General features: G+C 61.4%; 19 protein-coding genes. 9 read left to right on the top strand and 10 right to left on the bottom strand.

All coding sequences use genetic code 11. The annotated features are described in order from the left end of the window. Positions 1 to 8: 8 nt before the first annotated feature. Positions 9 to 3320, bottom strand: a complete 3312-nt coding sequence (gene mscK, locus LLY24_RS06415) for a mechanosensitive channel MscK (RefSeq protein WP_259035531.1) — start codon at positions 3318 to 3320, stop codon at positions 9 to 11. Positions 3321 to 3550: 230 nt separating this feature from the next. Here mscK and LLY24_RS06410 point away from each other — a divergent pair, with 230 nt between their 5' ends. The 4 genes from LLY24_RS06410 (at position 3551) to LLY24_RS06395 (ending at position 5747) form a co-directional block, all read left to right on the top strand. Next, the gene (locus LLY24_RS06410; protein ID WP_259035452.1) at positions 3551 to 4567 is read left to right on the top strand and encodes a phospholipase A; all 1017 of its coding nucleotides are present in this window, start codon (positions 3551 to 3553) and stop codon (positions 4565 to 4567) included. A 136-nt stretch (positions 4568 to 4703) separates the two neighbouring features. Further along, entirely contained in the window at positions 4704 to 5036 is a 333-nt protein-coding gene (locus LLY24_RS06405) for an ElaB/YgaM/YqjD family protein (protein ID WP_259035451.1), read from the top strand. Further along, complete coding sequence (locus LLY24_RS06400) at positions 5036 to 5440, top strand: phage holin family protein (protein ID WP_259035450.1); 405 nt, start codon at positions 5036 to 5038, stop codon at positions 5438 to 5440. The genes LLY24_RS06405 and LLY24_RS06400 overlap by 1 nt, the downstream gene beginning before the upstream one ends. Then, a complete protein-coding gene (locus LLY24_RS06395) occupies positions 5427 to 5747 on the top strand; it encodes a YqjK-like family protein (RefSeq protein WP_259035449.1) in 321 nt (106 codons plus the stop codon). Before LLY24_RS06400 ends, LLY24_RS06395 begins: the two co-directional genes overlap by 14 nt. A gap of 135 nt (positions 5748 to 5882) precedes the next feature. Here the strand turns inward: LLY24_RS06395 and LLY24_RS06390 are convergent, their stop codons facing one another. Then, a complete protein-coding gene (locus tag LLY24_RS06390; protein ID WP_259035448.1) occupies positions 5883 to 7067 on the bottom strand; it encodes a BaiN/RdsA family NAD(P)/FAD-dependent oxidoreductase in 1185 nt (394 codons plus the stop codon). Between the two features lie 161 nt (positions 7068 to 7228). Between LLY24_RS06390 and LLY24_RS06385 the strand changes: the two genes are divergently transcribed. Beyond that, entirely contained in the window at positions 7229 to 8314 is a 1086-nt protein-coding gene (locus LLY24_RS06385; protein WP_259035447.1) for an efflux RND transporter periplasmic adaptor subunit, read from the top strand. Further along, entirely contained in the window at positions 8314 to 11430 is a 3117-nt protein-coding gene (locus LLY24_RS06380) for an efflux RND transporter permease subunit (RefSeq protein WP_259035446.1), read from the top strand. The genes LLY24_RS06385 and LLY24_RS06380 overlap by 1 nt, the downstream gene beginning before the upstream one ends. A gap of 128 nt (positions 11431 to 11558) precedes the next feature. On the opposite strand, the gene LLY24_RS06375 is transcribed toward LLY24_RS06380, so the two are convergent. Beyond that, the gene (locus tag LLY24_RS06375; protein ID WP_259035445.1) at positions 11559 to 11984 is read right to left on the bottom strand and encodes a DUF3617 domain-containing protein; all 426 of its coding nucleotides are present in this window, start codon (positions 11982 to 11984) and stop codon (positions 11559 to 11561) included. Positions 11985 to 12194: 210 nt separating this feature from the next. Here LLY24_RS06375 and LLY24_RS06370 point away from each other — a divergent pair, with 210 nt between their 5' ends. Continuing rightward, complete coding sequence (locus LLY24_RS06370) at positions 12195 to 12404, top strand: CPXCG motif-containing cysteine-rich protein (protein WP_259035444.1); 210 nt, start codon at positions 12195 to 12197, stop codon at positions 12402 to 12404. A 16-nt stretch (positions 12405 to 12420) separates the two neighbouring features. On the opposite strand, the gene LLY24_RS06365 is transcribed toward LLY24_RS06370, so the two are convergent. From LLY24_RS06365 to LLY24_RS06350, 4 genes are all read right to left on the bottom strand, one after another. After that, positions 12421 to 13257 (bottom strand): ABC transporter permease subunit, encoded by an 837-nt coding sequence (locus LLY24_RS06365; protein WP_259035443.1) that lies wholly within the window; start codon positions 13255 to 13257, stop codon positions 12421 to 12423. Next, positions 13254 to 14162 carry an ABC transporter permease subunit gene (locus LLY24_RS06360; RefSeq protein ID WP_259035442.1) on the bottom strand — a complete coding sequence of 303 codons (909 nt, stop codon included), beginning with the start codon at positions 14160 to 14162 and terminating at the stop codon, positions 13254 to 13256. Before LLY24_RS06360 ends, LLY24_RS06365 begins: the two co-directional genes overlap by 4 nt. An 18-nt stretch (positions 14163 to 14180) precedes the next feature. Beyond that, complete coding sequence (locus LLY24_RS06355; protein ID WP_259035441.1) at positions 14181 to 15368, bottom strand: ABC transporter ATP-binding protein; 1188 nt, start codon at positions 15366 to 15368, stop codon at positions 14181 to 14183. A gap of 94 nt (positions 15369 to 15462) precedes the next feature. Further along, on the bottom strand, positions 15463 to 16566 hold the full coding sequence (locus tag LLY24_RS06350) for a polyamine ABC transporter substrate-binding protein (RefSeq protein ID WP_259035440.1): 1104 nt from the start codon (positions 16564 to 16566) through the stop codon (positions 15463 to 15465). A gap of 349 nt (positions 16567 to 16915) precedes the next feature. Between LLY24_RS06350 and ahpC the strand changes: the two genes are divergently transcribed. Both ahpC and ahpF read left to right on the top strand, forming a co-directional pair. Then, positions 16916 to 17479, top strand: coding sequence for an alkyl hydroperoxide reductase subunit C (ahpC, locus tag LLY24_RS06345; protein ID WP_259035439.1), 564 nt, complete (start codon positions 16916 to 16918; stop codon positions 17477 to 17479). A gap of 213 nt (positions 17480 to 17692) precedes the next feature. Then, positions 17693 to 19249 carry an alkyl hydroperoxide reductase subunit F gene (gene ahpF, locus LLY24_RS06340; RefSeq protein WP_259035438.1) on the top strand — a complete coding sequence of 519 codons (1557 nt, stop codon included), beginning with the start codon at positions 17693 to 17695 and terminating at the stop codon, positions 19247 to 19249. Positions 19250 to 19380: 131 nt separating this feature from the next. On the opposite strand, the gene LLY24_RS06335 is transcribed toward ahpF, so the two are convergent. The 3 genes from LLY24_RS06335 to prmC are packed head-to-tail and all read right to left on the bottom strand — an operon-like array spanning position 19381 to position 21568. Beyond that, complete coding sequence (locus LLY24_RS06335) at positions 19381 to 20151, bottom strand: HesA/MoeB/ThiF family protein (protein ID WP_259035437.1); 771 nt, start codon at positions 20149 to 20151, stop codon at positions 19381 to 19383. Positions 20152 to 20153: 2 nt separating this feature from the next. Beyond that, positions 20154 to 20654: an Lrp/AsnC ligand binding domain-containing protein gene (locus LLY24_RS06330; protein ID WP_259035436.1), complete on the bottom strand. Its 501-nt coding sequence runs from the start codon at positions 20652 to 20654 to the stop codon at positions 20154 to 20156. A 59-nt stretch (positions 20655 to 20713) separates the two neighbouring features. Continuing rightward, positions 20714 to 21568 carry a peptide chain release factor N(5)-glutamine methyltransferase gene (gene prmC / locus LLY24_RS06325; protein WP_259035435.1) on the bottom strand — a complete coding sequence of 285 codons (855 nt, stop codon included), beginning with the start codon at positions 21566 to 21568 and terminating at the stop codon, positions 20714 to 20716. Position 21569: the final 1 nt, after the last annotated feature.

Here is a 21569-nt window from a genome sequence, read left to right as displayed (position 1 = left end):
TTTTGTCTTTAGGAGAGCGGGCCGAGCGCGTCCGGCGGGCGCTGGGTCGACTGCACCTTGACCGCCTTTGAGGGCAGGTCGCGGTGCAGCCAGACGTCCATCTGCTCGTAGGCCACGCGAATGTTGGCCTCGCGGAAGAGCTCATCGACTCGGCAGTTGACCTCATCGGCGGCAAACAGCCGGTCGACGAGGTCGTTGACGAAGATACGCAGCTCGAAATTGAGGCTGTGCGGGCCATAGTTGAGGCAGAACACCTGGGGTTCGGGATCGGCGAGAACGCGTGGATTTTCGTCGGCGGCCTGGCGCAGCAAACGGTGCACCAGGGGCAAGTCGGAGCCGTGGGACACGCCGTAGGTCAGCACCACCCGGGTAACGTTGTCCGACAGCGACCAGTTGATCAACTGGTCAGTGACGAAGGTCTTGTTAGGGATGATGATCTCTTTACGGTCGAAGTCGGTCACCGTGGTGGCACGAATGCGGATACGGCTCACCGTGCCGTGAAGATTGCCCAAGGTGATGGTGTCGCCGATACGAATCGGTCGTTCAAAAAGAATGATCAACCCCGAGATGAAGTTGGCAAAAATCTCCTGCAACCCGAAACCAAGCCCCACGCTCAATGCCGCCACTAGCCACTGCAGCTTGTCCCAGGAAACACCGAGCGTTGCCAGCGCCGAGACGATACCCGTGCCGACGATGACGTAAGAGAGCAGCGAGCTAATGGCGTAAGCGCTGCCCTGCTTGAGCGCCAGGCGCGACAGCACCATTACTTCGAGTAGCCCCGGTAGGTTGCGCGCCATGATGAAGGTGACGGCGACCACCAAAAGCGCGGTAAAGACGTCCGAAATCGACAGCACGTCATCGACCAAATCGCCCTCTCGCACCTCCCAGATAGAGACGTGATCGAGATATCCCAGCACCGAGAGCAGATCCGACCAGACCAAGTAGAGCAGCGCGCTGAAACCGATCAGCAGGATCAGCTTGGAGAGCCTGAGCGATTGGGTATTGATCTTTTCCATGTCGAGCGGCGGCTCCTCGACCACTTCGAGTCCGCCCTCGGCGCCCTCTTGCACCTGGGCACGCCGTCGCGCCAGCGCCCGGCGATAGGCCAAGCGACGGGCGGCCACCGCCAGGCTGCGCACCACCGTCGCCTCGACGATGACCCAAAGCCCGAGCAGGTAGAGCGTAATGGCAAAGCGCCCCACCAGCTGCAGCGCGGTGTACTCGTAGCCCCAGACCACCAATCCCAGTAGCACCAGCGGCACGCTAGCCATCGCGAGCCCCAACAGCAGGCGAAAAAGCCGCACGCCAAAAAAGGGAATATGCGCCCAGATCAAGCGCGCCAGCCACCAGCTCATAGCGAGTAGCCCGAGAGTCAAAAGCCCTAAGGCGACCGGGCGCAGCGCCAGCGCCGTCTCCATTTGCCCGGACATGGCCGAAATGGCGACGACGGGCACCAGGGCGACCCCAAGCCCGCCGAGCAAACGGCGCAGGCAAGCCGTGTAGGCCGGCGCCCAGGTAAAGTGACGCTCGGCCACGCCATCGGGCACCAGCAAACGGCGCCCTAAAGCGATCACCGCCCAGCTTAGCGCTAGCTGCAAAAGCGCCGGGGCCAAACTCGATGCCAAGGTGCCGTTGGTCGCACCGACGGCCACACCAACGCCCGCCAGCGTCAATGGCCCAGGAAAGGCGAGCAGCGCGTTGAACAGCACCGCTTTGGGCGTATGCAGCTGAGTATCGCTTTTCAGCCGTCCGATCTGGCTATGCAGAATCGCCAGCCGCGCCTTGATGCGCGAGCGCAAGAGCACCAGCGCGCCACCTATTAGCATAAGCGGCACGCCGATGAGCATGGAGAGGCCAAAGCCCTCCCAGCGCGTGGGGAGGATGGCGCGCCACTCCCCTTGGCGCCATTCGAGCGAAAGGTTGGTGGGGAGCTGGCGCAGCCAGTTGAGATCCAGCGGCCGGCTGTTGGCGACCCAAAAGAGCTGCTCATCGATGGTCGCGCGCAGGCTCTGGGTGGTGGTGTAGAGCTGCTGCTGATTGAGCTGCAATTCGATGGCCGCGCTTAGCAAGCTGCCGTAGGCCTGTTCGAGCTGTTCGACCAGTTCGCGACGCGATTGATAGAGCCGTGTGAGCGAGTCGATAAGCCCCGGCGTCACCTCGACGTTGGCCTCTTCCAGGCGCTGCGCGGCTAAGCGCTCGCCCTGACGCAGTTGGTCGCGCTGACGTACTAGATCGAACTGTTTGAGGCGCAAATCGGCAATTTCTTCTTGCAGGTCGCGGCGCAGCGTGACCGTCGGCAGCGACTGGCGCTGCTCGCGCAGAATGCGCGATAACAGCTGGCTACCGCGAATGGCATCGATCTGTTCGTTGAGGCTGCGCTGTAGCTGACGCACGTGATCGAGCTGGCGCTGGGCATCGATGTTCTCGCGCACCACGCTATTGTCGCGGTCGGTAATACGCAGAAGCTCCAAGCTCAGCTCCTGATTGATCTGCTGAGCTCGCACCACCACCGGGTGCCCTGCGGCGATCAGCGGGTCGGCCTGGGCGGCATCGGCGATTGCCTGCTCGGAAGCCAAGCGACGCTGGCGATCGATCACGCCCTGGAGCAACGTTAGCTGCTGCTCTTGAGCGGCAATCTTCAGGGTCAAGAGATCGCGACGCTGCTGCGCCAGCTCGCGCAGACGGCTATTGGTACTCAATTCGCGCTGGTGGAAACTAACCTCGCGCTCGGCCACCGCACGCTCCAGGCGTAGCTGGATAAGACGGGGATCGCTCTGGGCTGAGAGCTGACGATCGGCCAGCAGCGCCTCGCGCTCTTCGCCGTCGCGGCGCAGCGACTCAGTACGCTGGAGCGCCTCGGCGATTGCCTGCTGGGCGCGTTCGGGCAGCGTTTGCGACGCGATGAGCTGGGAGTTGACCTCGGCCATCTGGCTTTGCAACTGCTGCAATTCGACCACGGCATCGGCCTGGAGCGCTTCGAGCTCGGCAACGGGACGATCGCTCAGCGTGGTCACCGATAGCTGGTCATCGGCGTCCTGGATATCGCTAAGCTCGCGCTCCAAGCGTAAAAGCTGATCGGGCGCCTGGGCGACGCGCTCTTCCAAAGCACGGATACGCTCCTCGATCGCTTCTAGCCGCTCGTAGGCTTCGATGGCGGCCGTCAGCGCAGCGTAATCGCGTGCCTGCTGCGCCCCAAGCGTGCCCTCTTCACCGTCGAGCAGTGCCAACCGCTCCTGCAACTGCGACTGCTCGGGCACGCCGTCCACTTCGACCCCGAACGCCGTCGAGGCGCCGAGCCAAAAAACCAGCCATACTGCCAGGAGAGCCACCTTCGACGCCAAGGTAATGCTGTCTCTCCACGCACCTACGATTCTCGCCACGCTTACGCTACCCCATTGCCGCGCACCCGCCGTAGGTACGCTCGCTTTTCGATAAAGCGCATTGTCGGGCGTTCGCCAAGCCAGCGCAATCAGAGCAGTTGACTTACGTCGCAAGCGTGATAGAAACAGCGTTGGCCCCTGCCGATTCATCTTTACATGAGTAAACCTTAATGGTTCACCGAAAGCGGTTACTAGCAAGTATCGTCGCGCTGCTAAGCGTCTCGTTGAGTACGGGCGCATTGGCCGCAACGCAAGAGGAGATCGAGGCGCGCATTCGCACGCTCAACGCCGAGCTCGACCAGCTCCATCGCGAGTTGAACGAGGTCGAAACCACCGAGGCGAGTGCCGGGCTCGACCGCCCAGCCGCCGAAGCGCGTGAGGACTTGAGCGAGCGGCGCATGTTCGAACAGGAATCGACGCGCAACCCCTTCGCGATTACCACGCACCACACCAACTACCTCTTCCCGTTCAGCTATAACAGCAAACAGAACGCGGAGAATTTTCGCAATATCACTGAAGACGCCTCACCCGACAGCACCGAAATGAAGTTTCAGTTCAGCGCCAAGGTCAACTTGGCCGAGAACATTTTCGGTGACGTGGGTGACGTCTATTTCGGCTATACCCAGCGTAGCTGGTGGCAGGCCTACAATACCGATGCCTCCTCGCCGTTTCGCGAAACCAACTACGAGCCGGAGCTGTTCATCGACTTCGATAACGCCTGGAACGTCTTTGGCTGGATCAACACGCGTAACCGTTTTTCGTTCATTCACCAGTCCAATGGCCGCTCCGATCCGCTGTCACGCAGCTGGAACCGCTTCTATCTGGAAAGCACTTTCCAGCGCGGCGACTGGGCTTTCTCGGTCGCGCCGCACTGGCGTATCCCCGAATCGGAAAACGACGATGACAACCCCGATATCGAACGCTTCATGGGCTACGGCGACATTCGCCTAGCACGGCGTTTGAACGGCAACCACGAAGTCAGCGCCCTGGTTCGCGGCAACCCCAGCGCAGGTAACATGGGCACTCAGATCGACTACAGCTGGCCCGCCTTCAATACCCTGCGTGGCCACGTACAGTACTACTATGGCTACGGCGAAAGCATGATCGATTACGACAATCGCGTGCACCGTTTGAGCATCGGTTTCAGCCTGAACCCGCTGTTCAGCGCTACCGGCATGAGTCGCTGAACATGACCCCATGACGTAGAGGAACCGCCGACGCCGTCGGCGGTCGTAAAAGGTGTACAAGCCTTCACGCTTGTGCAAGCTCAAGTGACTGCTATGCTAAAGGTTGTCACTTCATTCACAGTCAAAGGAAGACATCATGGCCAAGCGTTTTACCGATAACGACTCTCAAGCCGATCAACTCAAAGCCGACCTGCGCTACCTAAGCGATACCGTCGAAGAGCTGATGAATGCCACCGCCAAGGATGCCAGTGGTGAAATGCGCGACCTCCGCGCACGCGCTGAAAAACGCCTAAAGGATACCCGCGAGCGCCTGGAAGCCCGTGGCGAGAAGCTTTACGACGACACTCGTGAAGCGCTTGCCAGCCGTGCCGACTGCTGTGATCGTTACGTACACGAAAATCCCTGGACCAGCGTAGGTATTGGCGCTGGCGTGGGTATTGTCGTTGGGTTGCTCATCGGTCGCCGCTAATGGCTCTGGGGCCAACCCAGCGCGCCTTCTCCGCCGCCAAGCGTTTGCTCGCCTCGCTCGTTTCGACGAGCGAGACCCGCCTTCGCTTGGCGGTGCTCGAACTCGAAGAAGAACGCGCACGCCTTTTGACCTTGCTCTTGTTGGCTGGTGCCAGCTTACTCTTGTTGATGCTGGGGGTGGGCACAGCAACGGCACTGGTCATTGCCATCTTTTGGGATACTTACCGGCTCACGGCCATTGGCGTAAGTGCAGCGGTCCTGCTCGGTTTGAGTCTGCTATTGGCTTTCATTGCCATTCGTCAGGCCAAACGTCACACCCTGCTCAAAGAGACGCTTAAACAGCTGGCAGCCGACAAGGCGCTATTGGCACATCATCACGACGAGCAACGCGATGACCCACGCTAATCACCACGCCGCCCCAACGAACGCATCGCCCGCGCCGCTATCGCGCGCCGATCGTAAGCGCGCGCTGCTGGCAACGCTTGAGCAGCAGCGTGTCGATCTCTTGGTCGAAAGTGATCGTTTTCTTGAGGCAGCGGCTCCCTTCGATGCCCGCTGGCAACGCTTCAAGATTCCGCTAGCGGTTGCCAGTGGCGCGCTTGCTTGGCGTCTTTTCCGCCGCCCTGGCGGTATCGCCAAAGCAAGCCAGCGGGCGCTGGCGGGCTATATGCTCTTTCGTAAGCTAAAAACGCTGAATAAGCTAACGCGTTAAAGCAGTATTCAAGACAAGGCTTAAGACAGCGATATAGTAAGCAACACCGACGAGATTTACTCAAACGCCCTTTCCGCTCTTGCGGATAGGGCGTTTTACTTATTAGCTCTACTTATTAGGCGCCGCCACGGTTAATTAGCAGCTTTGCCCGCAGGCGACACCGCTGGCCCAAGCCCATTGAAAGTTGTAACCGCCTAGCTGACCGGTGACGTCTAGCACTTCGCCAATGAAGCGCAGCTGCGCCATCCCCTTGACCTCGAAGGTCTTCGAGGAGATGTCATCGGTCGCCACGCCCCCCATGGTAACTTCGGCGGTGCGCCAGCCTTCGGTGCCCGAGGGTTTTAGCCGCCAGCGGTTTAGCTGCTCGCCCCAGCGCGCCAGATTGTCGTTGGTCTGCTCGGCTAGCACGCGCTCGTCTTCGGGCAGCGCGTGCCACCCCAAGAGCGATTGCGCCATGCGCTTGGGAAAGCGTTCGCCAAGCCACGTGGAGAGCTGGCGCTTGGGGTGTTGCTGGCGCGCCTCGCGCAGCGCCCGCTCGGCGTCTTCTCCCGGGAGCAAGTCGATGATGAGTTCGTCGCCCGGCTGCCACACGCTCGAAATTTGCAGCATGCCAGGGCCCGAAAGCCCACGATGGGTAAACAGCAGTGGCTCGGCAAAACGCGTATCACCTACGCTTGCAGCAACGGGTACGCTGACCCCAGCGAGCTCGGCGGCGCGCGCTTTCCAGGCATCGCTCAGGGTGAAGGGCACAAGCCCTGGCCGTGTGGGCAACACCTCGAGGCCAAACTGGCGCGCCAGCTCGTAGCCAAACCCCGTCGCCCCCAAGGTAGGAATCGAAAGCCCGCCGGTCGCCACCACCACCACGCCAGCATCGATCTTGCCCAGCGCCGTCATGAGCTGCATGGCATCGCCCCGGCGCTCGACGCGCGAAATGGCAGTATTAAGTTTGATCTCGACGCCAGCCCACTCGCACTCGGTCAGCAGTGTCGTGACGATAGCCTTTGACGAGTGCGCGCAAAAAAGCTGCCCCGGCGCCTTCTCGACGTACTCGACGCCGTGGCGGTCGATGAGTTCGACGAAGTGCTCGGGGCGATAGCGTTTTAGCGCCGAAATACAAAAATGTGGGTTGGCGGAATAAAAATGCTGGGCGGAGGTGTCGAGATTGGTAAAATTGCACCGGCCGCCGCCCGACATCAGGATCTTCTTTCCTGCTTTGTTAGCGTGATCGAGTACGAGGACACGCTTACCGGCATAGCCAGCCTGCACCGCACACATCAGGCCAGCCGCGCCCGCCCCAATGACGACGACGTCATACACCATGTTGGGGTTTCCCTGCTTGCAAAAGCCAAAGTGTAACAGTTGCCCGCTGCAAGCTGAATCGAAAGCCAGGCCTTGCGCCTGCGTTCGCGACCTCCCCGGTCACTACGCTGGATAACTCCCTAGACGCCACGTCTAGATCACAAGAGAGCGCCGAGAACTTCATGCTTGCCACGCTGTTTCGCCTGAGACTGTTTCACCTGACGTTGCTGCTGCCCATCGGCTTCTGCACAGGCCCTGCTGCGGCACAAACCGAGCTGCCCCCAGTGGTGGGCACTTACGCCGAGATGTCGACCTGGTCCGACCCTCTGGAAGCGCTGGGTACGCTACAGGCCGATGAGAGCGTGACGTTATCGGCCACCGTGACCGAGACCATTGCCGAGCTCGCTTTCGACGACGGCGAGCAGGTCGATGCCGGACAGCTACTCGTGCGCCTGGAAGATGCCCAAGCGCGCGCCGAGCTGCGCGCCGCCGAGGCGCTACGCGACGAGCGGCGCAATACGCTGGACCGCTCGCGTCAGATGCAGGATCGCAATCTCGCTGCGCGCGCCGAGGTCGAGGATAACCAGGCGCGGCTGCGCCAGGCGGAAGCCGAGATCGCAAGGCTTCAAGCACGCCTTGAGAGCTTTCGCATCAGTGCGCCCTTTGCTGGTCGCGTCGGCTTGCGCACCCTAAGCCCAGGTACGCTGGTCACCCCCGGCACGGCGCTGGTTACGCTTGATAAGCTCGACGTCATGAAGCTCGATTTCAGCGTCCCTGAGATGTTCTTGAGCCGCCTCACCCCAGGACTCACCCTGCGTGCGACTACCCCCGCCTATCCCGACGACGTTTTTCGCGGTGAGATCGCCACCATCGGGACGCGCGTCGACCCGAGCTCGCACAGCATCGACATTCGCGCCGTACTCGACAACGCCGACCTGCGCCTGCGCCCTGGCATGCTGATGCAGGTCGTCATTCAGCAGCGCCAGCGCGACGCCCTGGTGATTCCCGAGGCCGCCATCGAGCCGGTGGGCGACCGTCACTTCGTCATGGTGATCGACTCCCTCGACGGCGAAACCCGCCTGCGCCAGCAGCGCATCGACATCGGCGAGCGCCGCCTGGGCGAAGTCGAAGTGCTCGATGGCCTGAGCCCCGGGGAGCTCGTCGTCAGCCACGGCCTGCAGTCGGCACGCGACGGCCTCGCCGTGCGCCTTTTGGGTATTACCGACGATGAAACCGATATCCGCCAGCTGCTAGAGGCGGATCGCTGATGCGCTTATCCGATGTGTCCGTTCAGCGCCCGGTGTTGGCCATGGTCATCGCCGCCTTGATCATCGCCTTCGGCATACTCGCGCTGTCACGCCTGCCGCTGCAGGAGTACCCTGCCATCGACCCGCCCATCGTCAGCATCGATACCCGCTACCCAGGGGCGGCGGCGAGCGTCGTCGAGACCCGCATTACCCAGGTGCTGGAAGATCGCATTGCGGGGGTCGAAGGGATCGAGCTGATCACCTCGCAAAGCGAGGATGGGCGTGCGCGTATCGACGTCGAATTCTCTCTCGGGCGCGACATCGATGCCGCCGCCAACGACGTGCGCGACCGTATTTCCGGGGCCATGCGCAACTTGCCGGACGATGCCGACCCGCCCGAAGTCACCAAAGCCGATAGCAGCGATGAAATCGTCGTTTGGCTCAGCCTTTCCGGCGACGGCTATTCGATGACGGAGCTGACCGACTACGCCAACCGCTATTTGGTCGATAGCCTCTCGGTGCAGGAGGGCGTGGCGCGCGTGCGCGTCAGCGGTGGGCGCGACTACGCCATGCGGGTGTGGATCGACCGCAACGCCATGGCCGCACGGGGGCTGACCATTGGCGACGTCGAGAACGCCCTGCGCGCCGAGAACGTCGAGCTTCCGGCCGGCTCGCTCGAGTCTCAGGACCGTCAGTTCATCGTTCGTTTGCCGCGCAGCTTCGCCACCGCTGACGACTTTCAACGTCTGGCGCTGGCCCAGGGCGAGAACGGCTACCTCACCCGCCTGGGCGATATCGCGCGCGTGGAAGTGGGCTCGGTGGAGGATCGTTCGGTGTTTCGCGCCAACGGCATTCCCATGGTCGGTCTGGGCATGATCATGCAGTCCACCGCCAACGTGGTCGAGCTCTCCGAGGCCGTGCGCGCCGAGATGACACGGCTACAGCAGACGCTCCCCGACGGCATGACGCTCGAGCTCAACTTCGACGCCTCGGTGTTCGTTTCGGGCGCCATCGATGAGGTCATCACCACGCTCTTCATCGCCATGGCGCTGGTCGTCGTGGTGATGTTCCTGTTTCTTGGCAACGTGCGCACGACCCTGGTGCCTGCCGTCACGGTACCCATCGCGGTGATCGGTGCCTTCTCGGCGCTTGCGGTCATGGGCTTCTCGATCAACCTGTTGACGCTGCTGGCGCTGGTGCTGGCCATTGGGCTGATCGTCGATGACGCCATCGTGGTGCTGGAGAACGTCAACCGCCGCATGCACGACTACGGCGAAACGCCGCTGGTCGCCGCCTACCTCGGCACCCGCCAGATCGCCTTTGCGGTCATCGCCACCACCCTGGTGCTGATCGCCGTGTTCGTGCCCTTGAGTATGCTTCAAGGCGATATCGGTCGGCTGTTTTCAGAGTTCGCCTTGACCATGGCCGCCGCGGTGGTGTTTTCCACGCTGCTGGCACTGACCCTCACTCCCATGATGGCGTCGAAGATTCTCAAGCCGGGGATGCACGACAGCCGCATCGGGCGTGGCGTCCAGCGCCTGCTGAATGTCTCCCAGCGGGTCTACCGGCGCATGCTGCTCGGTATGCTGCGTTTGAGGCTGCTGGTGATTGCGCTGTTCGTGGTCATCATCGCCATTACCCTATGGCTTGCCTCGATTTTGCCGACCGAATACACCCCGCAGGAGGACCGTGGCAACTTCATCGTGCTGGTCAACGGCCCCGAAGGCGCAACCTTCGAGTACATGATGACCTACATGGACGAGATCGAAGCGCGGCTCGCGCCGCTGGTCGAAAGCGGTGAGCTTCAGCGCGTGGTGATTAGCTCTCCGCGCGGCTTCGGCAACATCGAAAACTTCAACAGCGGCTTTATGATCATCAACATGGCCGACTGGGGCAGTCGACGCAGCGCCTGGGAGGTCATGAGCGACGTACGCACCTTGCTTGCCGCCCTGCCCGGCGTGGATGCCTTCCCGGTCATGCGCCAGGGCTTCGGCCAGCGGGTGCAAAAACCGGTGCAGTTCGTGCTCGGCGGCGGCACCTACGAAGAGCTGGCCCAGTGGCGCGACATCCTGATGAACCATATACGCGCGGATAATCCACGTTTGATGGCGCTCGAAAGCAACTATGACGAGACTCAGCCGCAGCTGCGCGTCGACATCGACTACGAGCGCGCGGCCTCGTTGGGCGTTACGGTGAGCGAGATCGGCCGCACCCTTGAGGTACTGCTGGGCGGACGCAACGTTACCCGCTACGTCGATGACGGCGAGGAGTACGACGTCATCGTCGAAGGCGACCGTCGCCTGCAAAACAGCCCCCGCGCGCTGGATAACATCCAGGTGCGCTCGGCGCGCACCGGAGCGCTGATTCCGCTGGCAAGCCTCGTGACTCTCTCCGACTTCGCCGGTGCAAGTAGCCTGCACCGCTTCGATCGCGTGCGTTCGATCACCATTGAGGCCAACCTGGCCGATGGCTATCCGCTGGGCGAGGCCTTGACCTACCTTGATGAGGCCGCCGCCACGCTGCTTCCAGAGCAGGCGCAAACCAACGTCGACGGCCCATCGAGGGACTTCCAAGAGGCCAGCGGCGCTACCACCTTCCTGCTGGTATTGGGGGCGTTGGTGGTCTTTCTGGTACTCGCCGCGCAGTTCGAAAGTTTCATCCATCCGCTGGTCATCATGCTCACCGTGCCCTTGGCGATGGTTGGCGCCCTGCTGGCGCTGCTGCTCACGGGGCAGTCGTTGAACATTTACAGCCAAGTGGGCTTGGTGCTGCTGATCGGCCTTGCGGCCAAGAACGGCATTCTGATCGTCGAGTTCGCCAACCAGCTACGCGACGAAGGCCTCGCCTTCCGCGACGCTCTGGTGGAGGCCTCGGTCACTCGCCTACGTCCGATCCTGATGACCGCAGTGACCACCATCGCCGGGGCCATTCCGCTGGTGTTCTCCAGCGGCCCCGGCGCCGAGTCGCGCTTCGTCATTGGTACGGTGATCATGGCGGGCGTGGGAGCGGCTACCCTCTTCACGCTTTTCGTCGTGCCCGTGGCCTATGACCTACTCGCGCGCCATAGCGGCTCGCCCGGTGCGGTCAAGCGCCGCCTCGATGCCGAGCTCGCCATGCACCAGCTCGAACGGGACTGAGCCCTCGAACGAGACTGAGTCAAAGCTCTGGCGTTTATAACGTTTCAATGGGCATGAACAGCAACAGGCCGTCGCTTTCGCGACGGCCTGTTGTAGTGGCCTAGCCAGTAATGACTAACCGATAGCGATCAGCAATCGCCGATGCGCTCGCCCTGAATCTCGGTCGCCATGTTCAAATCGCCCATCGGCGACTGGGTGAGGATATCGACGTTGCCTTCGATGCGCTCGCCAAGAAAGCGCATTTCGCCATCGATATTGGCTTCGCCACCCTCGGCGCGACATACCATGCTGTAGGAGAGGCCATCGGCGTCCATTTGCTGATCGACCAGGTCACACCCCTCCTCTTCCTGGATGAAGCCGAAATTGGCGCTTTCGAGCTCGTCCTGGGTGATGCACTGACGCTGGGTATCGGTTTGATCTGGGATATCCATGTCGCCGCTCACCTGGGTTACGCTGGTGAACTCCCACTCGCCGGGTTCGACGTTGGGGGTATCCGCCAATGCAGTCAGCGGGAGGGCTAGAAGGGCGGCAAGCGCCAAGCGAGATACTTTCATGTCGGACTCTCTCTGATTCGTTAGAACTTCCCTATCCTACCGGATACGCCGTGGCGCGCTCCGGCGAGCAGGCCTGCTACACTCAAGCGGTGGCGCCATACAGTGTGCGACTAGCATAGCGCATTTTGCTTCCAGACCCTATTGCACGCCCCTTCATACGCGACGCCCTGCCAGGCCACGCCCCCACAGGGTTACCCACAGGAGGTTCGCTTGTACGACGACGCCCTGATCGAACACGCCTTTCACTGCCCTTACTGCGACGCCGCCCTGGCGTTCACCATCGACACCTCCCAAGGCAGTCACGTTACCTGGGAGGATTGCCACTACTGCTGCTCGCCGATTCAGCTGCGGGTCGAGGTATCGCCCTTCACCGGCGAGCTTGAAAGCGTGACGACCGGGCGCGACGACGACATCGTCTAGCCGTTGCCATTTTCTCTTAGGCGTCGCGCTGCTTGAGCATCTGCTGGCGTCGGGTTTCACTGCGCCGCATTAGGTACCAAGCCAAGAGCGTCGCTAGCGACACCGCCAGGATGATCAGCGTGGCCAAGGCGTTGATCTTGGGCGACACCCCAAGCCGTACCGAGGAGAACACCACCATCGGCAGCGTGTTGGCGCCGGGGCCCGAGACGAAGCTGGCGATGACCAGATCGTCCAGCGACAGCGTAAAGGCCAGCAGCCATCCGGCGGCGAGCGCGGGCAGAATGATCGGCAGGGTGATGAAGAAAAAGGTTTTCACCGGCGGTGAGCCCAAATCCATCGCCGCCTCCTCGATCGAGCGGTCCATCTCCCTGAGACGTGCGGCGACCACGACGGCTACATAAGCGCTGCAAAAGGTGGTGTGCGCGATCCAGATCGTAGCCATGCCGCGGTCGGCTGGCCAGCCAATTAGCTGGGCCATCTGCACGAAGAGCAGCAGCAGCGAAAGCCCGACGATGACCTCGGGCATCACCAGCGGCGCCGTCACCATGCTCGAAAGCGCCGTCTTGCCGCGAAACTTGCCGTAGCGGGTCATCACGAACGCCGCCACCGTGCCCAAGCACACCGCCATACTGGCAGCGAAAAAGGCGATACGCAGACTGGTCCAGACCGCGGCGAGAATCTGCCGGTCACGAAACAGCTCGCCGTACCACTGGGTCGAGAATCCCGCCCATACGGTGACCAGACGCGAAGCGTTGAACGAGTAGACGATCAGCACCACCATCGGCAGGTAGAGAAACACCAGCCCCAGGATCAGCATCACGGTCGAGAAGTTGGCGCGTCGCAAAGCTCTCATTTTTCCAGCTCCCGGGACTGATAGCGGTGGAACAGCACGATGGGGATCAACAGCAGCAGCAACATGACCATAGCGAGCGCCGAGGCCACCGGCCAGTCACGGTTGAGGAAGAACTCCTCCCACAGCACCTTACCAATCATCAGCGTATTGGGGCCGCCCAAGAGCTCCGGAATCACGTACTCCCCCACCGCCGGAATAAACACCAGCATCGAGCCTGCGATGATGCCGCCCATGGAGAGCGGAAGCGTCACCTTCAAAAAGGTGTTGATCTTGCGCGAACCGAGATCGGAGGCGGCTTCGAGCAGCGAATTGTCCATGCGTGTAAGGTGCGCGTAGAGCGGCAGCACCATGAACGGTAGGTAGGCATAGACGATGCCGATGACCACGGCGATCTGGGTGTTCATGATGCGCAGCGGCGACTCGATGACTCCAAGCCAGAGCAAGAGGTTGTTGAGCAGCCCGCTGTTGCTCAGAATCCCCATCCAGGCGTAGACCCGAATCAGAAACGAGGTCCACGAAGGCAGCATCACCAAGAGCAACAAAATCAACTGCCAGCGCGCCGACGCCCGGGCCATGGCATAAGCCATGGGGTACCCCATCAGCAGACACACCAGGGTGGCCAGAAACGCCATCTTGATCGAGCCCCAATAGGCCGCCACGTAGAGCGAGTCCGAGAGCAGAAAGAGATAGTTGCCAAGGTTGAGAAAGACGTGCAGCGTCTGATCGGCGTATTCGAGCAGCGGGCCGTAAGGCGGCACGGCAACCGTCGACTCGGCCAAGCTGATCTTGAGCACCAGCGCAAAGGGCAGCAAAAAGAACAGCGTAAGCCACAGCAGCGGAAAGGCGATGACGGCGCGGCGCCCTAGGCGCCAGCGCTTCAACGTCGCGGTAAAACGAGTGGGCATGGCGTACCTCCTCCCGGTTTAGCGATTGAGTACGATGGCACTATGGTCTTCCCAGTAGACGTAGACGTGATCGTCCCAGGTCGGCCGCGTACCGCGCCGTTCGGTATTGGCCATGCTCACTTTGATCAGCTCGCCGGTATCGGTGCGCACGTAGTAGAGCGAAAAGCCGCCCAGGTAGGCAATATCCTCGACGCTGCCTTCGGCCCAGTTGTGCTCGCCTTCGGGGCGCTCACGGGTGAGCCAGATTTTCTCAGGGCGTAGCGCCGCCCAGACCCGTTTATCGGAGGCTTGGGTGGTGATACCGTGATCGATGTAGATCGAACGTGGCAACGACGGCGCACTGATCCGGCAGTGGCTCGCCGCATCCTCGACGATCTCACCCTCGAACAGGTTGACCGTGCCGACGAACTCGGCCACGTGGCGGCTAACCGGACTTTCGTAGACATCGATGGGCGACCCCACCTGTTCGATCCAGCCATCGGCCATGATCGCCACGCGGTCGGCCATGGTCATCGCCTCTTCCTGATCGTGGGTGACCATGATGCAAGTCACGCCGACCTGCTCGATGATCTCGACCACTTCGAGCTGCATCTCGGTGCGTAGCTTCTTGTCCAGCGCGCCCATCGGCTCATCGAGCAGCAACAGCTTGGGCCGTTTGGCCAGCGAACGCGCCAGGGCCACGCGCTGGCGCTGACCGCCGGAGAGCTGATGCGGCTTGCGCTTGGCGAAGCGCTCCATGTGCACGAGCTTGAGCATCTGCGCAACGCGGGCGGTGATCTCGTCCTTGGCCAGCTTGTCCTGCTTGAGACCAAAGGCGATGTTCTGCTCTACGCTCATGTGCGGAAAAAGCGCATAGGATTGGAACATCATGTTGATCGGCCGCTGATAAGGCGGCATGTCGGTGATGTTCTCACCATTGAGCAAAATGCGCCCTTCGCTGGGCGTCTCGAAGCCAGCCAGCATGCGCAGAAGGGTCGATTTACCCGACCCCGAGCCACCCAACAGGGCAAAGATTTCGCCGCGCTTGACCTTGAGGTTGACGTCATCAACGGCCAGAGCATCGTCGAAGCGCTTACTCAAGCGCTTGACCTCGAGCACGATGTCTTCGGCAAAGCGTGGCGCTTTCTGGCCACGCGGCGTGGCAGCAGTGGTCGCTTGCGCAGTAGGTGTCGAGGGGGCGCTGTTCGACAGGGGCGTGTCGGTCATTCGCCTCTCCCATCAAAAGGCCCGGCAAGCCGGGCGGTAAAAGACGAACAGCGGGTTCGCAACCTCGGCGAACCCACTGTCGGTGAAGAATCGCTTAGCGACCGGACTTGACGCGGTTCCAGGTACGGGTCAGTACACGCTGAACGTTCTGCGGCTTTTCAAGCGGCAGGTAGAGGTTCTGCATGACCTCGGTTTCTGGGTAAATAGCCGCATTATTGAGCATCTCATCCGGCAGGAAGGCATCCGCTGCGCTATTGGGATTGGCATAGCTGACGTAGTCGGTGATCTCGGCGGCAATCTCGGGGTCGAGGATGAAGTTGATAAAGGCGTGGGCATTTTCCGGGTTCGGCGCATCGGCGGGAATCGCCATCATGTCGAACCACAGCTCAGCGCCCTCTTTGGGAATGGTGTAGGCGATGGTGAAATCGCGGCCCGCGTCTTCGGCGCGCTCAGCGGCCTGGAAGACATCGCCGGAGTAACCCGCTGCCACGCAGATGTCGCCGTTGGCCAGGTCCGAGATGTAGCGCGAGGAGTGGAAGTAGGTGATGTTGTCGCGAATTCGCGTGATCACTTCACCAGCGGCTTCCAGATCGGCGCTGTCATTGCTTTGCGGATCGAGACCGAGATAGGCCAAGGCCGCCGGCAGCATTTCGATGCCTGAATCCATCAGGGAGATACCACAGCCCGCCTCATGCAGCGCCGTGGTGACCTCGGGGTCGAAAAGAAGCGCCCAGCTATCCACCGGGGCATCTTCGCCAAGAATTTCTTCGACACGGTCGGCGTTGTAGCCGATACCGTTGGTGCCCCACATATAAGGCACGGAGTATTCGCTCTCGCCGTCGATCGGCGCGAGGCTGGCCATGAGCTCGGGGTTGAGGTTGCCGAGGTTGTCTAGCTGCGCATGATCGAGCGGCTGGTAGACACCGGCATTGAGCTGGCGGGTAAAAAAGTGGCTGGACGGTACTACGACATCATAGCCTGAACGCCCGGAAAGCAGAGCCGCATCCAGCACTTCGTTGCTGTCGTAGACGTCGTAGATGACGTCGATGCCGGTACGCTCGGTGAACTTCTGCAGCGTCTCGGGCGCAATGTAGTCGGACCAGTTATAGACCCGAACCTCATCGGCCTGAGCCGTGAAGGCCGCTGCGGCGAACGAAGTGGCCGCAACGGCCAGAGAAAGTTTGTGCATGTTCCCCATTTTTTATCTCTCCAAATGACGCGATTGAGCAAACAAATGACACATCGGCAGGGCGTAGACGCTATATCGCGCCCGCATCGCCCGTCGAGCGGGAGCGAATTTTGCGGCGCCTATCGCGCTATCGCAATACGCTAGGGCAAATTTCTTGCATTCCCCTTGGTACGTCCCCACTTAAAGGTAGTGCATTCACGCGCGCAGGGAAGCGATTGGGACGTCGTCAAGTGAAGCGCCACACGAATAGGAAGGCCCTATTGAACAAATGTGATTTTTCAATTTTCGCTATTGGCGACCGTCTCTTATAGTAGTGCACGTATCTTGATCAGCCACCCACAATCTGGAGAAGCGATACATGTCTCTCATCAATGCCGAAGTCAAACCGTTCAACGCCACCGCCTACCACAACGGTGAGTTCGTCGACGTCACCGACGCCGACCTGAAAGGCCAGTGGAGCATTTTCTTCTTCTACCCGGCCGACTTCACCTTCGTCTGCCCGACCGAACTTGGCGATCTGGCCGACAACTACGACGCGTTCAAGAAGCTGGGCGTCGAGATCTACAGCGTCTCCACCGACACTCACTTCACGCACAAAGCGTGGCACGACAGCTCCGAGACCATCGGCAAACTGCAGTTCCCGATGATTGCCGATCCGACCCTGCAAATCTCACGCAACTTCGAAGTGCTGATCGAAGAAGCAGGTCTAGCCGAGCGTGGCACCTTCGTGGTCGACCCCGATGGCAAGATCCAGATCGTCGAGATCAACGCTGGCAACATCGGCCGTAACGCCGAAGAGCTGCTGCGCAAGGTCAAAGCTGCTCAGTACGTTCGCGCCAACCCGAACGAAGTCTGCCCGGCAAAATGGAAAGAAGGCGAAGAAACCCTCGCGCCCTCTCTGGACCTGGTCGGCAAGATCTAAGTATCTCACCTTGTCCGACGCTGGCGGCCTTACGGGGCCGCCAGCTCCCCTGGCCGTACGTTTACGTCTATACCCTTTGTTTGCGTCTTCTACGCTAAGCCGCCTGCTACTTCGGTTGCGCGGGGCTCCAGGCGCCTTATGCCTAGAAAACGCGGCGAGTCACCGAACTCGAACCCACCGTACGCTATGTGAATCATCTGCGAGGAGCCGACCATGTTAGATGCCAATCTGAAGAACCAGTTGAAAGCCTATCTCGAGAAAGTGACGCAGCCTTTCGAACTCGTCGCCTCACTCGATGACGGCGCCAAGTCACGCGAGTTGCTCCAGCTTCTGGAAGACATCGCCAGCCTCAGTGACAAGATCACGCTGAAAAGCGACGGCAACGATAGCCGAGTGCCCTCTTTCGCCATCAATCGCCCCGGTGAAGCGACCGGCGTGGTGTTTGCTGGCATTCCTATGGGCCACGAGTTCACCTCGCTGGTACTGGCTCTGCTGCAGGTTGGCGGCCACCCGCCCAAAACCGCCCAGGAAACTCTCGACCAGATCAAGGCGCTCGACGGTGAGATGCGCTTTGAAACCTACTACTCGCTGTCGTGCCAGAACTGCCCGGATGTCGTCCAGGCACTCAACCTGATGGCCATTTTCAACCCGAACGTGCATCACGTAGCGATCGACGGCGCCCTGTTCCAAGACGAAGTCGAAGCGCGCGAGATCATGTCGGTGCCGAGCATCTATTTGAACGGCAAACCGTTCGATCAGGGCCGCATGACGCTCGAGCAGATCCTGGCCAAGGTCGATACCGGCGCCGCCGAGCGTGACGCCAAAAAACTCAGCGAAAAAGCCGCCTTCGATACCCTGGTGATCGGCGGCGGCCCCGCTGGCGCCGCTGCGGCGATCTACTCGGCGCGTAAGGGCATCAATACCGGCGTTGCCGCCGAGCGCTTTGGCGGTCAGGTCTCCGATACCCTGGGCATCGAAAACTTCATCTCGGTATCGCATACCGAAGGCCCCAAACTCGTGGCGGCGCTCGAGCAGCACGTCAACGACTATGAGGTCGACGTCATGAATCTGCAGCGCGCCGTCGCCTTCAAGGCGGCCGAAGTAGAAGGCGGCCTGCACGAGGTCACTTTCGCCTCCGGCGCAACGCTCAAGAGCAAGACGCTGGTGCTGGCGACCGGTGCACGCTGGCGTGAAATGAACGTGCCCGGCGAGCAGGAGTACCGCAACAAGGGCGTGGCCTACTGCCCGCACTGCGACGGCCCGCTGTTCAAAGGCAAGCGCGTGGCGGTCATCGGCGGCGGTAACTCCGGCGTAGAAGCGGCAATCGACCTGGCCGGTATCGTAGCGCACGTGACGCTGGTGGAGTTCATGGGCGAAATGCGCGCCGATGCCGTACTGCAGAAAAAGCTCAAGAGCCTGAGCAACGTAGACGTGATCTTGAACGCTCAAACCACCGAAGTGACTGGTGACGGCAGCCGCGTCAACGGTCTGACCTACAAAGATCGCAATACCGATGAGGTCACGACGCTACCGCTGGAAGGTATCTTCGTGCAGATCGGCCTGGTGCCCAACACCGAGTGGCTCAAAGAGTCGCCCATCGAGATGTCACCGCGCGGCGAAATCATTACCGACGCCCACGGTATGACGTCAGTGCCCGGCGTTTTCGCTGCAGGCGACGTAACCACGGTGCCCTACAAGCAGATCGTCATCGCCATGGGCGAAGGCGCCAAAGCCTCGCTCGGCGCCTTCGACTATCTCATTCGTAACTGAGCAATCGTCACCAACACGTAGCTCTGGGGCCGAACACGCGTCGGCCCACCTTTTCCAAGCAAGGCGTTAAGACCGTGACGCCCCTGCCCGCCTCGTGCGGGCTTTTTTATGTGCTTTATGTACTGCGTACTTTATTGCGGTAGGTACAGACGTGGCGCCGAGCAGACCGTACAGGCAGGGTCGCGCGGCACCTGGAAGTGGCGCCAGCGCCCGCTTAGCGCATCGAAGGTGCTAAGCCCCTGGTGGGGAGTGCCAGCGCCGCTTAGAAGCTTGAACGCCTCGATGGCCTGGAAACAGCCGATCATACCCACCAGCGGTGAGACGACGCCACTTTCGGCGCAGCTCAGCGCTTCGTCTCCGGCATCATCCGGCGGATAGAGGCAGGCGTAGCAGGGACTATCCGGGCGGCGCGGATCGAAGACGGCGAGTTGCCCGGAGAAGCGGATGGCCGCCCCGGAGACCAGTGGCACCCCGGCACGCTGGCTTGCGGCATTGATGGCGTAGCGGCTGGAAAAACGATCGGTGCAGTCCAGCACCACGTCGGCGCTGGCAACGAGCTCGTTCAAGCGCGCCGCCTTCGCGTGCTCGCTAAGGGCAACGATGTCGACTGTCGGGTTGAGTAAGCGCATGCTTTCACGCGCCGAGTAGGCCTTGTTCACGCCAATGTCGCTCTGGTGGTGGGCAATCTGGCGCTGCAAATTGGACAGTTCGACCTCATCGGCATCGACGAGGGTAATCCGCCCAACGCCCGAAGCGGCAAGATAGAGGGCAGCGGGCGAACCCAGCCCACCGGCGCCGATAATCAAGGCGTGCGCGGCCAATAGACGCTCTTGGCCGGTGATGTCGACCTCGGGCAGCATGATGTGGCGGCTGTAACGCAGCAGGGCCTCGTCGTTCATCATCGCTACTTGTCCTCTAGCTCCTCGATATCGGGCACGTGAAGGCTGAAGTGCTCTTTCACCTCCTCCATCACGACGTAGCTTTTCGACTCTTTCACCCCTGGCAGGGTCAGCACGACGTCGCCCAAGAGCTGGCGATAGGCCGACATCTCCGGTATCCGGCATTTGAGGATATAGTCGAACTGCCCCGAGACCAGATGGCACTCCTGAATTTGCGGCAGCTTCTCCACCGCCCGCCGAAACTCATCGAATACCGCCGGCGACTGGGTTTCGAGGCTGATCTCGACGAACACCAGGAGGTTGGCCTTGAGCGCTCGCGGATCGAGAATTGCCTGGTAGCCGCGAATCACGCCCGAGCGCTCCAGGCGCTTGACCCGCTCCAGGCACGGCGTGGTCGAGAGCCCCACCTCGGCGGCGAGGTCGACATAGGAGATGCGCGCATTCTCTTGCAGGGCGCGCAGGATTTTGATGTCGATACGGTCCAGCGTTCTACTTTTGGCTTTCATGGCAGGATCCATCGCTGATCAATCAAACGCCAAGGCGGTGTACGCGAACACGCTCACGGTTACGCGCCCACGTACTGACCCAGCGTCACACGTTCGTTGCCCCCTAGATCGTCCCGCGTCGCGACGGCGTCATAGCCCGCTGCCGTCAGCGCCGCCCTTACGCTTGCGGCCTGGGTATGGCCATGCTCCAGCGCCAGCCAACCGCCGGGCACGAGATGGCAACGCGCGCTCGCCACCAGGTGCGCAAGATCGGCCATCCCATCGGCGGCGGCTACCAAGGCCGAGGCAGGCTCGAAGCGAACGTCGCCTTCGGCCAGGTGCGGGTCGCTTTCGGCGATATACGGAGGATTGCTGACGATCAGCTCGAAGCGCAAGGGCGTTGCCGCACTTTCGAGCGCGGCGAACCAGTCGCTCTGCTGGAAGCGGGCATTGGTTATGCCAAGGCGCGTAGCGTTTCGCGTAGCGAGGTCGACGGCCTCGGGCTTGATATCCATGCCGGTCACTTGCCACGTGGGGCGCTCGCTGGCAAATGCCAGGGCGATGGCGCCGGTACCGGTGCCCATATCGAGCATTCGGCCCTGGCCGCCGGGGGCTTTTTCGAGGGCAACGGCAACCAACGTCTCGGTATCCGGGCGCGGGATCAGGGTATGCGGTGAGGTCTCAAGCGCCAGCCCCCAAAACTCGCGCTCGCCGGTCAGGTAGGCAACGGGCCGACCCTCGGCGCGGCTAGCCACCAGCGCCTCGAAGCGCGCGCGCTGCCAGGTGGGGCACTCGCCGTCGCCCCAGGTGAATAGCCAGGTACGCTCGCGTTCGATCACGTGGGCGAGCAGCACTTCGGCATCCAGGCGCGGCGTCGGTGAGCCTGCCCGCTGAAGGCGCTGGGCGGCGCGAGCCAAGAGCGCATCGAAGGTCATC

Source organism: Halomonas dongshanensis (assembly GCF_024790395.1).
GTDB classification, from domain to species: domain Bacteria; phylum Pseudomonadota; class Gammaproteobacteria; order Pseudomonadales; family Halomonadaceae; genus Vreelandella; species Vreelandella dongshanensis.
The sequence above is the reverse complement of the archived record's forward strand: the minus strand, read 5'-3'. Positions and strand labels throughout refer to the sequence as shown.

What these genes read in the sequence shown, in the direction of transcription:
- LLY24_RS06410 (WP_259035452.1), top strand. Translation starts at nt 3,551, where the DNA reads ATGGTTCACCGAAAGCGGTTACTAGCAAGTATCGTCGCGCTGCTAAGC.
- LLY24_RS06405 (WP_259035451.1), top strand. Translation starts at nt 4,704, where the DNA reads ATGGCCAAGCGTTTTACCGATAACGACTCTCAAGCCGATCAACTCAAA.
- LLY24_RS06400 (WP_259035450.1), top strand. Translation starts at nt 5,036, where the DNA reads ATGGCTCTGGGGCCAACCCAGCGCGCCTTCTCCGCCGCCAAGCGTTTG.
- LLY24_RS06395 (WP_259035449.1), top strand. Translation starts at nt 5,427, where the DNA reads ATGACCCACGCTAATCACCACGCCGCCCCAACGAACGCATCGCCCGCG.
- LLY24_RS06390 (WP_259035448.1), bottom strand. Translation starts at nt 7,067, where the DNA reads ATGGTGTATGACGTCGTCGTCATTGGGGCGGGCGCGGCTGGCCTGATG.
- LLY24_RS06385 (WP_259035447.1), top strand. Translation starts at nt 7,229, where the DNA reads ATGCTTGCCACGCTGTTTCGCCTGAGACTGTTTCACCTGACGTTGCTG.
- LLY24_RS06380 (WP_259035446.1), top strand. Translation starts at nt 8,314, where the DNA reads ATGCGCTTATCCGATGTGTCCGTTCAGCGCCCGGTGTTGGCCATGGTC.
- LLY24_RS06375 (WP_259035445.1), bottom strand. Translation starts at nt 11,984, where the DNA reads ATGAAAGTATCTCGCTTGGCGCTTGCCGCCCTTCTAGCCCTCCCGCTG.
- LLY24_RS06365 (WP_259035443.1), bottom strand. Translation starts at nt 13,257, where the DNA reads ATGAGAGCTTTGCGACGCGCCAACTTCTCGACCGTGATGCTGATCCTG.
- LLY24_RS06360 (WP_259035442.1), bottom strand. Translation starts at nt 14,162, where the DNA reads ATGCCCACTCGTTTTACCGCGACGTTGAAGCGCTGGCGCCTAGGGCGC.
- LLY24_RS06355 (WP_259035441.1), bottom strand. Translation starts at nt 15,368, where the DNA reads ATGACCGACACGCCCCTGTCGAACAGCGCCCCCTCGACACCTACTGCG.
- LLY24_RS06350 (WP_259035440.1), bottom strand. Translation starts at nt 16,566, where the DNA reads ATGGGGAACATGCACAAACTTTCTCTGGCCGTTGCGGCCACTTCGTTC.
- ahpC (WP_259035439.1), top strand. Translation starts at nt 16,916, where the DNA reads ATGTCTCTCATCAATGCCGAAGTCAAACCGTTCAACGCCACCGCCTAC.
- ahpF (WP_259035438.1), top strand. Translation starts at nt 17,693, where the DNA reads ATGTTAGATGCCAATCTGAAGAACCAGTTGAAAGCCTATCTCGAGAAA.
- LLY24_RS06335 (WP_259035437.1), bottom strand. Translation starts at nt 20,151, where the DNA reads ATGATGAACGACGAGGCCCTGCTGCGTTACAGCCGCCACATCATGCTG.
- LLY24_RS06330 (WP_259035436.1), bottom strand. Translation starts at nt 20,654, where the DNA reads ATGAAAGCCAAAAGTAGAACGCTGGACCGTATCGACATCAAAATCCTG.
- prmC (WP_259035435.1), bottom strand. Translation starts at nt 21,568, where the DNA reads ATGACCTTCGATGCGCTCTTGGCTCGCGCCGCCCAGCGCCTTCAGCGG.